General features: G+C 70.7%; 9 protein-coding genes. 3 read left to right on the forward strand and 6 right to left on the reverse strand.

The genetic code is table 11. From position 1 onward, the window contains the following. Positions 1–439, reverse strand: a 439-nt coding sequence (locus tag HMPREF0731_RS25350) for a hypothetical protein (protein ID WP_007004206.1), incomplete at its 3' end; no start/stop codon positions are given. 279 nt (positions 440–718) lie between these two features. Between HMPREF0731_RS25350 and greB the strand changes: the two genes are divergently transcribed. Both greB and HMPREF0731_RS11060 read left to right on the forward strand, forming a co-directional pair. After that, positions 719–1243 carry a transcription elongation factor GreB gene (greB, locus tag HMPREF0731_RS11055; protein ID WP_007004207.1) on the forward strand — a complete coding sequence of 175 codons (525 nt, stop codon included), beginning with the start codon at positions 719–721 and terminating at the stop codon, positions 1241–1243. A 92-nt stretch (positions 1244–1335) separates the two neighbouring features. After that, positions 1336–2265 carry a DMT family transporter gene (locus HMPREF0731_RS11060; RefSeq protein ID WP_007004208.1) on the forward strand — a complete coding sequence of 310 codons (930 nt, stop codon included), beginning with the start codon at positions 1336–1338 and terminating at the stop codon, positions 2263–2265. Positions 2266–2294: 29 nt separating this feature from the next. Here HMPREF0731_RS11060 and HMPREF0731_RS11065 read toward each other — a convergent pair whose 3' ends face one another. The 5 genes from HMPREF0731_RS11065 to HMPREF0731_RS23135 form a co-directional block, all read right to left on the reverse strand. Beyond that, a complete protein-coding gene (locus tag HMPREF0731_RS11065) occupies positions 2295–3569 on the reverse strand; it encodes a M20/M25/M40 family metallo-hydrolase (protein WP_007004209.1) in 1275 nt (424 codons plus the stop codon). 76 nt (positions 3570–3645) lie between these two features. Then, positions 3646–4476 carry an aspartate dehydrogenase gene (locus HMPREF0731_RS11070; protein WP_007004210.1) on the reverse strand — a complete coding sequence of 277 codons (831 nt, stop codon included), beginning with the start codon at positions 4474–4476 and terminating at the stop codon, positions 3646–3648. A gap of 387 nt (positions 4477–4863) precedes the next feature. Continuing rightward, the gene (gene clpA, locus HMPREF0731_RS11075; RefSeq protein WP_007004211.1) at positions 4864–7236 is read right to left on the reverse strand and encodes an ATP-dependent Clp protease ATP-binding subunit ClpA; all 2373 of its coding nucleotides are present in this window, start codon (positions 7234–7236) and stop codon (positions 4864–4866) included. A gap of 166 nt (positions 7237–7402) precedes the next feature. Next, on the reverse strand, positions 7403–7765 hold the full coding sequence (gene clpS / locus HMPREF0731_RS11080; protein WP_007004212.1) for an ATP-dependent Clp protease adapter ClpS: 363 nt from the start codon (positions 7763–7765) through the stop codon (positions 7403–7405). Between the two features lie 394 nt (positions 7766–8159). Beyond that, positions 8160–8807 (reverse strand): phasin family protein, encoded by a 648-nt coding sequence (locus tag HMPREF0731_RS23135; protein WP_245538305.1) that lies wholly within the window; start codon positions 8805–8807, stop codon positions 8160–8162. 407 nt (positions 8808–9214) lie between these two features. On the opposite strand from HMPREF0731_RS23135, the gene HMPREF0731_RS11090 reads away from it, so the two are divergent. Beyond that, positions 9215–10092 (forward strand): D-alanyl-D-alanine carboxypeptidase family protein (locus HMPREF0731_RS11090; RefSeq protein WP_007004214.1); only part of this gene is annotated, 878 nt, incomplete at its 3' end.

Genomic DNA, 10092 nt, shown 5'->3' on the forward strand with positions numbered 1-10092 from the left:
CGCCCGCCAGCGCCGCGGCCAGCGCCACGGCGATGCTGATGCGCAGCCGCTCCTGCTCCTGCCGGTGCAGCGCGGCGATGCGGCCGAGCATGGCCGCCTCCAGCGCGCGCAGCGGCTCGCGCAGCGGCCGGTCGGCCAGCAGCAGGGTGGCCAGCACCGCCTCATAGGCGGCCTGCAGCCCCGGCTCCTGCCGCGCCAGCCGGGCGAGCAGGCTGTGGCTTTCGGCCCAGGCCTCGTCGAAACCCTCGCCGGGGGCGGAGCGCAGCTGCGCGCTGGCGCCGAAGCCCAGTTGCAGCTGCGCGATCCGGTGCGCCGTCGCCTCGCTGGCGACCACGCGATGCGCCAGCAGCATCAATGCGAAGCCGAGCATGGCCACAGCCAGCAGACCCAGCAGCCAGCGCAGCTGCCGCCGGGCCTGGCGCGCGGCGGCGGTGGTCAACGCCCGCCTCCGTCCCGGCCGGTTGCCGGCAGGGCACCAGCACCCCGGGCTGCACCGCCCGGTTGTGGCGTCTCTCCCTTCCGCCCGGTGACACGGCATCTTGCCGTGCTGGTGCCTGGGCCGCTTCTGCGGCCCGGCTCGGCTGTTCGCTGCATGCGTTCAGTGAAGCCGAGATTTACGCGGCATGGGAGAGGAAAAGGGCGTCGGCACACGATATTGCCCTGGCCAGGCCCGGGAGGTAACCCCGCCGGCTGTGCCGCCACCGCCAGGAGACCCCGCATGGCCGAGGATGACGACGAGGATGAGGGCCCGCCCGGCCTGCCGCCCGGCACGCCTTTCTACATGACGCCCTCCGGCCAGGCGGCGCTTCAGGAGGAGCTGCGCGCGCTGTGGAGCGAGGAGCGGCCGAAGGTGGTCGAGATCGTCTCCTGGGCGGCCAGCCTCGGCGACCGCAGCGAGAACGCCGACTACCAGTATGGCAAGCGAAGGCTGCGCGAGATCGACCGCCGCGTGCGCTTCCTGCGCAAGCGGCTGGAGCGGGTGCAGGTGGTCGACCCGGCGGCGCAGACGCGGCGCGACCAGGTCTTCTTCGGCGCCAGCGTGACCTATGCGCGCGAGGATGACAGCGAGGTCAGCGTGACCATCGTCGGCATCGACGAGGCGGATGCCGATCGCGGCCGCATCTCCTGGGTCTCGCCGGTGGCGCGGGCGCTGCTGAAGGCGCGGATCGGCGACCTGGTGCGCATCCGCACCCCGGCCGGGCCGGAGGAGGTGGAGGTGCTGGCGATCACCTATCCGGAATAATGCCGGAATCGGGCACCGCGGCGGCGCGCGGCCCCTGGCCGGGCGCGCCGCTTCGGCCCATCCTGGCCGGGATCGGAACGTCCGGAAGGCGCATGTCGCAAAACATCCTGCCGCCGCCCTCGCTGAACCGCGGGTGGCAGGCCCGTCTCGCCTCCGGCTGGCGCGGCCTCTCGCCGGTGCTGCGCGGCATGGTCTGGATGCTGCTCTCCGGCCTGTTCTTCAGCGTGCTGAACGCGATCATGAGCGTGATGACGCGGGAGATGCCCTCCTTCCAGGCGCAGTTCCTGCGCTACGGCTTCGGCTTCCTGGTGATGCTGCCGCTGCTCTGGCGCGCCGGGCCGCGCGCCTACGCGCCGAACGGGCTGCAGGGGCAGCTCTGGCGCGGCGTGGTGCACACGGCCGGGCTGCTGCTGTGGTTCCTGGCGCTGCCGCACATCCCGCTGGCCGATGTCACGGCGCTGGGCTTCACCGGGCCGATCTTCATCATGATCGGCGCGGTGATCTTCCTGAAGGAGCAGGTGCCGCCGCGCCGCTGGATCGCCGCCGGCATCGGCCTCCTGGGTGTCGCCATCGTGCTGGGGCCGAAGCTGTCGGGCGGGGGCGGGGCCTGGACGCTGGTGATGCTGGCCTCCTCGCCGCTGTTCGCCGCCTCCTTCCTGATCACCAAGGCGCTGACGCGGCGCGACCGGCCGGAGGTGATCGTGATGTGGCAATCCATCACCATCTCGCTCTTCACCCTGCCCTTCGCGCTGGCCGTGTGGGTCTGGCCGAGCCCGGTGCAGCTGGCCTGGTTCGTCCTCGCCGGGCTGCTCGGCACCGCCGGGCATTGGTGCCTGACCGAGGCGTTCCGCCTGGCCGATGTCTCGGCCACCCAGCCTGTGAAATTCCTCGACCTCGCCTGGGCCTCGGCCTTCGGCTTCCTGCTGTTCGGCGACGTGCCGGGCTGGGCGACGCTGGCCGGCGCCGTGGTAATCTTCGGCTCGGCCAGCTGGATGGCGCGGGAGGAGGCGCGGAAGAAGTAAGGGCCGGGGCTGCCCCCGGCCCCGTCCCGTCAGTTGCTGGCGACGCCCGAGAGCATCAGCACCACGCCGAGCGCGGTGGCCATGCCCTTCACGCTGGCGCCCGGCTCGACATCCACCCATTCCTCCAGGCTGTGCGCGCGGTCGCCGCTGCCGCCGGTGCCCACCGTCACCGCCGGGATGCCCAGGCTGATCGGGATGTTGCTGTCGGTGGAGGAGGCGGCGAGCTTCGGCGCGAAACCCTGCGCCGCGATCATGCCGAGCGCCGCGCGGGTGATGCGCGATTCGGCCGGGGTGACGCCGGCCGGGCGGTCGCCGATCAGCTGGACCTCGACGCGGATCTCGCCATTGCGCGTGTCGCGCGCCGCGTTCTCATCCGCCGCCGCCTGTGGCAGCACGGCGAGGAAGCGCTCTTCCAGGGCCGCCAGCGCCTCGGCCGAGGCGGAGCGCAGATCGGCCTCCATCCACATCGCCTCGGGGATGGCGTTGATCGAGGTGCCGCCGCCGATGCGGCCGATGGAGAAGGTGGTCTTCGGGCTGGCCGGCACGCGGATGCGGCCCAGATCGTCCATGGCGCGCGCCAGGGCGAAGGCCGGGTTGACCAGGCCGAAGGCGCCGAAGCTGTGGCCGCCGGGCCCGCGGAAGGTGACGCGGTAGCGCTTGCTGCCGACGGCGGCATGCACCAGCCGCGCCGTCTCCAGCCCGTCCAGCGCGACGAAGCCGGCGACGCGGTCGCGCCAGCGGTTGCGGCCGAAGAAGGCCTTCACGCCGCGCAGGTCGCCCGCGCCTTCCTCGCCCACCGAGCCCAGGAAGAGCAGCCCGGCGCGGGTGCGGATCTCCGCGGCGTCCAGCGCGCGGGACAGCGCCAGCAGCAGCGCCAGGCCGCGCGTGTCGTCGCCGACACCGGGGGCGCGCAGGATGGTGCCCTCGCGCTTGACCGTCACATCCGTGCCGGCCGGGAAGACGGTATCGAGATGCGAGCACAGCACGATCACCCCGGCCTCGGGGTCGGTGCCGGGGCGGTAGGCGGTGACATTGCCCTCCGCGTCGATCTCGACCTCCCGCAGCCCCTGGGCGCGCAGCTTCTCGGCATAGGCGGCGGCGCGCACCGCCTCGCCGAAGGGCGGCGAGGGGATCTCGGTCAGCGCGATCAGCTCGGCCACGAAATTGTCGTGGTCGGCCTCCAGCGCCGCGGCGGCGCGCTGGAAGGCCGGGCTGGCGAGCAGGCCGCGCGCCTCCTCGGTGGCGTCGCCGCCCTCGGTCGCGGCCAGGGCGGCGCGCAGCAGGGGCAGGGCATCGTCGGGCATGGCAGGCACCTCTGGTCTCGGAAGGGCCGCGACGTTCCCCCCGCGCGCCCGGCCGGTCAAGCCGCCCGCCGCCCTGTCAGGTGCCGACGCGCAGCGGCCCCGAGAGCTTGCGCAGGCAGGCGATGACCGAGAGGGCGGTGATCCGGCCGGTCTTCGGATTGTCGCTCGGCACCCCCTCGATGCTCATGCTGAAGCGGGCCGAATCCGCCTCGACGCTGATGCTGTGGGTGTTGCGGGTCAGGGCGGGGTCGGCCCAGATCTCCACCATGGTCCGGTCCGGCCCGATGCCGGCCAGCGACAGGGCGGCGGCGACATTCACATTGGCCGGGAAGCCGAGCGCCGCCTGGCGCGCGCTGCCCTGGAAGATGCGGGTGGCGCCGGCGATACCGGTGAGGTCGATGCCGTTCCGCTCCAGATAGGGCGCGCCCAGCAGCCCCTTCACCGGCTTGGCGGTGACCAGGCGCACCGAATGGATCTCCCCCTGCGCCGCCGCGGCCACCGCATCCAGCCCGAGCAGCGCGCCGCTCGGGACGATGATCTGCCCGCCATGCTGGCGCGCCAGCTCCACCAGCGCCTCCTGCTCCAGCAGCGCGCCGGCGCTGAGCACCACGGCCCGCTTGCCGGCGGCCAGGAAGGGGGAGGCGATCTCCGCCAGCAGCGCGGCGGGCGCCGCCTCCACCACCAGATCGGCCAGCCCCTCCAGCTCGGCGATGTCCACCACCGGCACCGGGTAGCGCAGCCCGGCCACGTCGCGCGCGGCGCGCGGCTTGTCGCGCGCCGCGATGGCGGTCAGCTCATAGCCGGGCAGGCCGTCATCCAGCGCCTGGGCGACGCGGTGGCCGACGGCCCCGTAGCCGGCGATGGCCACCCGCAGCGGTCGCGGGCGGATCTGGGTCATGGCGTTCATGCGGGTCCTCTCCGGCGCGGAACAGAGCGCGCGGGGCGGAGGCTGGCAAGGGCCGTTCGGCGGGGAGGGGGTTCCAGGCGGGGGGATGGGGGGACCATCCCCCCGCCTGGACTTGGATGAACCCCGCCAGGGACAGCGGGCCAAGCGCAGCACCGCCGCATCTGGGGGGACAGGCGGGCCGCGTTATGGCCACGCTAGAGGCCGCTCGCCGCCTTGCCAAGCGACCGGGGGTTGCAGGATGCCGAAACGGTTGCGCGACGGTCGATCACTTTTTTGTTGGATCTTTGTCATGATCCGCGCGGCGGCCGGCCCCCCCCGGGCCACAAAAAAACCCGGGGCGGCGAACCGCCCCGGGCTGTTCCGGGTTTCCCGCGACGGGCGATGGGCTCAGCCCGCCGCCTCCGGCGCGCGATGGCTCTCGCCATCGCCATCCGGGCCATTGCCATCCTCGGGCTTCGGCAGGGCGGGCGTGGCGGCCTCGATATACTCGAAGGTCAGCGCGCCATCCTTCATCCCCACCTTGACCGCGCCACCCTTGGCCAGCTTGCCGAAGAGCAGCTCCTCGGCCAGCGGCTTCTTGATGTATTCCTGAATGACACGGGCCAGCGGCCGCGCGCCATACAGGCGGTCATAGCCCTTCTCGGCCAGCCACTCCTTGGCGGCGGAGGAGAGCTCGATGGTGACGTTGCGGTCGGCGAGCTGCGCCTCCAGCTGCATCACGAACTTCTCGACCACGCTGCCGACGATCTCCGGCGTCAGGTTGCCGAAGGGCACGATGGCGTCGAGGCGGTTGCGGAATTCCGGGGTGAACAGGCGCTTCACCGCCTCCTCATCCTCGCCCTTCCGCTCCTCGCGGCCGAAGCCGATGCCGGATTTCGCCATGTCGGCGGCGCCCGCATTGGTCGTCATGATCAGGATGACGTTGCGGAAATCCACCGTCTTGCCGTTGTGGTCGGTGAGCTTCCCGTGGTCCATCACCTGCAGCAGGATGTTGTAGAGGTCCTGATGGGCCTTCTCGATCTCGTCCAGCAGCAGCACGGCATGCGGGTGCTGGTCGATGCTGTCGGTCAGCAGCCCGCCCTGGTCGAAGCCGACATAGCCCGGCGGCGCGCCGATCAGCCGGGAGATGCTGTGCCGCTCCATGTATTCCGACATGTCGAAGCGGATCAGCTCGATGCCCAGCGTCTTGGCCAGCTGCTTGGCGACCTCGGTCTTGCCGACGCCGGTCGGGCCACTGAACAGGTAGTTGCCGATCGGCTTCTCGGGGTCGCGCAGCCCGGCGCGGGACAGCTTGATCGCCGCCGAGAGGGCGTCGATCGCCTGGTCCTGGCCGAACACCATCGCCTTCAGGTCGCGCTCCAGGTTGCGCAGCGTCTCCTTGTCGTCCGAGGACACGCTCTTGGGAGGGATGCGGGCGATCTTGGCGACGATATCCTCGACATCCTTCAGGGTGACGGTCTTCTTCCGCTTGCCCTCGGGCTGCAGCATGCGGCTGGCGCCGACCTCGTCGATGACGTCGATCGCCTTGTCCGGCAGCTTGCGGTCATGGATGTACTTGGCCGAGAGCTCGACGGCGGCGCGGATCGCCTCCGGCGTGTACTTGACCTTGTGGTGCTTCTCGTAATTCGCCTTCAGCCCGGTCAGGATCTTCACCGCATCCTCGACCGTCGGCTCGTTGACGTCGATCTTCTGAAAGCGGCGGACGAGCGCCCGGTCCTTCTCGAAATAGGAGCGGTATTCCTTGTAGGTGGTCGAGCCGATGCAGCGCAGCGTGCCCTGGGCCAGCGCCGGCTTCAGCAGGTTCGAGGCATCCATCGCGCCGCCCGAGGTGGCGCCGGCGCCGATCACCGTGTGGATCTCGTCGATGAACAGGATCGAGCCGGGCTGCTGCTCCAGCTCGTTCACCACGGCCTTCAGCCGCTCCTCGAAATCGCCGCGGTAGCGGGTGCCGGCCAGCAGGCTGCCCATGTCGAGGGCGTAGATGGTCGACTTGGCCAGCACCTCGGGCACGTCGCCCTCGATGATGCGCTTGGCCAGCCCCTCGGCGATCGCGGTCTTGCCCACGCCCGGGTCGCCAACGTACAGGGGATTGTTCTTGGTGCGGCGGCAGAGGATCTGGATGGTCCGCTCGATCTCGCTGTCGCGGCCGATGAGCGGGTCGATCTTGCCCTGCTGCGCCTTCTTGTTGAGGTTGACGCAGTAATTGGACAGCGCGTCCTGGCCGCGCCGGCCGCCCTGCGGCTTCTCCTCCTTCTCGCCCGGCTCCTCGGCGCCCTGGCCGGTGGGGGGCGGGGCGCCCTGCACGGGGCGGCTGGCGCTGCGGCCCGGCGCCTTGGCGATGCCGTGGCTGATGAAGTTCACCGCGTCCAGCCGCGTCATGTCCTGCAGCTGCAGGAAATAGACGGCATGGCTCTCGCGCTCGCTGAACAGCGCCACCAGCACATTGGCGCCGGTGACCTCGTCGCGGCCGGAGGACTGGACATGGATGGCGGCGCGCTGGACGACGCGCTGGAACCCCGCGGTCGGCTTCGGGTCGCCGGAGCGCTCGGTGACCAGGCCGGCGAGGTCCTTGTCCAGGAACTCGGCCAGGTCGCGCTTCAGCTTGTCCTGGTCGACCCCGCAGGCGCGCAGCACGGTGGCGGCGTCGGTGTCATCGACCAGGGCGAGGAGGAGGTGCTCCAGCGTGGCGTATTCATGGCGACGTTCATTGGCCAAGGCCAGCGCGCGGTGGAGCGTCTGCTCGAGATTGCGGGACAGCATGAGTGAACGCTCCCCTTCCAGAGACGGTGCCGGGGGTTTTGCGGTCCGGCACCGAGAGAGACTGGGCCTTGCGACCCGGATAGACCGTTATGTGGTTCCGCTTCCCTGATACGGCGAGACCCAGTCTAAGTTTCGGCAGGTTACAGGGAGATGAGCGCGCCCCGCATCATTCCTTTTCGATGGTACATTGCAGCGGGTGCTGGTTCTGCCGGGCGAGGTCCATCACCTGCGTCACCTTGGTCTCCGCCACCTCATAGGTGTAGACGCCGCAGACGCCGACGCCGCGCCGGTGGACATGCAGCATGATGCGCGTCGCCTCCTCCCGGTTCTTCTGGAAGAAGCGCTCGAGGACATGCACGACGAACTCCATCGGCGTGTAGTCGTCGTTCAACATCAGGACCTTGTACATGGCCGGCTTGCGCGTGCGCGGGCGCGTCTTGACGACGACGCCGGTGGCGGCGCCATCGCCCGTCTGGCCGTTGCCATTCTGGCCGGAATCCTGGTCGGGGCGCTTGTCCTGGTCGCTCATGGCTGCGTCGCCGGCTGGCCGGTGTTGGTCTGCAACAGAAGGCATTCCCATTCCTGGAGCGCGCGCGGCAGGCGCCAGCCGCCCGCCACGCCACTCCTTCGATGGCGCAGGATATCGGAGCGGCGGGGCCAAGGTGAAGGGGCGCGACGCCAAAGCAATGGAAATAGGCGGGGAGGATCCGCCATGCACCCCGTGCGGGGCATGCCGCCAGCCATGAAGCTGGAGCGGATGTGATGGCGCGGACGGGCCGGCGCGCCCGGGCTGGCGGAGTCGGCGGGGGCGGCAGGGGAGGCGGCAGGGCCGGCCAGGCACAAAAAAACCGGCGGAGCCGGCGGGCAGGCGCGGGGCAGGGGCTGGCCGGCGGCGCCACACGGGCACCGCCGGCCGGTCATGCTCAGACCATCGCCGCCGGGCGGGCCATCTTCTCCATCGCCAGCGTCATGCGCGCGGCGATCGGGGCGGAGGACTGCTCGGCCAGCTTGAAGGCGGCCTCGTTCAGCTTGGTCGCCTCGCTGATCGACTTCTCCAGCTGCGCCTTGGCGAAGCTGGACTGCAGCTCGGCGGCTTCCTTCAGGCTCTTCACGGTGGCCAGCGCCTTGGCGTTGGCGATCGCCTGCTCGTTCATCGCCTGCATCACGGCGAAGGCCTGCTTGCTCAGGTCCTGCAGCCCGGTGACATAGGTCTGGGTCGCCTTGGTCAGCGCCTCGATATTGCCGCGGCCGAACTCCACGGCCTCCTCGGTGGCCTTGTAGAAGCCTTCCGTGGTGCGGGTCGCCTGGTCCATGCTCTTCTCCATCGCCGTGCGGGTCTTAGCCACGCTGGTGTCGATCGTCTTGTTCGCCAGTGTCGCGGCTTCCGGCACGGGGGCCAGCGCCGCCTTCATCGCGGTCTCGGCCGAGGCGGCCGGGGCGGCCGCCTCGCTCACCGCCATCGCCGCGGTCTCCATCGAGGCGGTGGCCGCCGCCGCGATCTGCTCGGCGTCCGGCTTGACCGCGGCGGGCTTCGCCGGGGTCAGCTTGGTCACTTTCGGCTCGTTCGCCATAGGCTCCTCCTCGGTCTCGCACGCCCCGATCATCAGGTCAGCCGGGGCACAGCTTCCGGGGCCACCAGGGTGCTGCCCCGCCTCGCGGTCGGTGGCGCGGGCCTTCTGCCCGGCGCCCGCCCCGTTTTGGTGCGGTGCAGCATAAGGACGGTATGGCAATGAATTCCTCGCCTGTCCAGCGAAATATCGCGTCGCGGTATGACGCTTTCGGGAAAGTGAGGTGCCCCCCCCGCCGGAGCGCCGCGCGGTGGCCGCCAGGGGCATGCCACCCCATCGAAAGGATGCAGCATAAGCCCTTGTTGAAAGGCGATGTTCTCTCTCGGTTCCCGATGACACCGAGCCGGATGCACTCCTATGATGACGGTGGCCGCACTGGGGGGTGGGGTCGCCGTATCCTGGGGGGTTGGATGCAATTCGCGCGTGCGCTTCGGCGGCTGGGGCTCCTGGCCGCCACGACCGTCCTGTTCAACCTGCCGGGCCTGGCCCAGGCACAGATCGGCAGCGCCCGCTACGCGGCGGTGGTGATCGAGCCGAACAGCGGCAACGTCCTGTTCGGCGCCAATGCCGACGCGCCGCGCCACCCGGCCTCGCTGACCAAGATGATGACCCTCTACATGGTCTTCGACGCGCTGCGCGCCGGCCGGCTCGAACTCGACCAGCGGCTGGAGATGACCGAGACGGCGGCCAGCCGCCCGCCCTCCAAGCTCGGCCTGCCGCCCGGCCGCACCATCACGGTGGAGAACGCGATCTACGCGCTGGTCACCAAATCGGCCAATGACGTCGCCGCCCTGCTGGGCGAGACGCTCGGCGCCGGCAGCGAGGCGCGCTTCGCCCAGATGATGACGCTGCGCGCCCGCGCCATGGGCATGACCAGCACCACCTTCCGCAACGCCTCCGGCCTGCCGGATGTCGAGCAGATCACCACGGCGCACGACATGGCCACCCTCGGCCGCCGCCTGCTGCACGACTTCCCCGAGCGCTACCATTATTTCGGCACCCGCACCCACCGCATGGGCAGCATCGCGCTGCGCAACCACAACCGCATGCTCGACGAGTATGAAGGGGTGGACGGCATCAAGACCGGCTATATCAACGATTCCGGCTTCAACATCGTCACCAGCGCGCGGCGCAGCAATGTGCGGCTGGTGGTCGCGGTGTTCGGCGGCTCCTCCTGGGTCGAGCGCGACCGCCACGCCGCCGCCCTGCTGGAGCGCGGCTTCTCGCAGATGGGGGTGGGCGAATCGCGCGGGCTGATGGCCAGCGCCGCGCCCGCCGCCGCCGCCAC

Origin of the sequence: Pseudoroseomonas cervicalis ATCC 49957, assembly GCF_000164635.1 — a bacterium.
GTDB lineage: Bacteria > Pseudomonadota > Alphaproteobacteria > Acetobacterales > Acetobacteraceae > Pseudoroseomonas > Pseudoroseomonas cervicalis.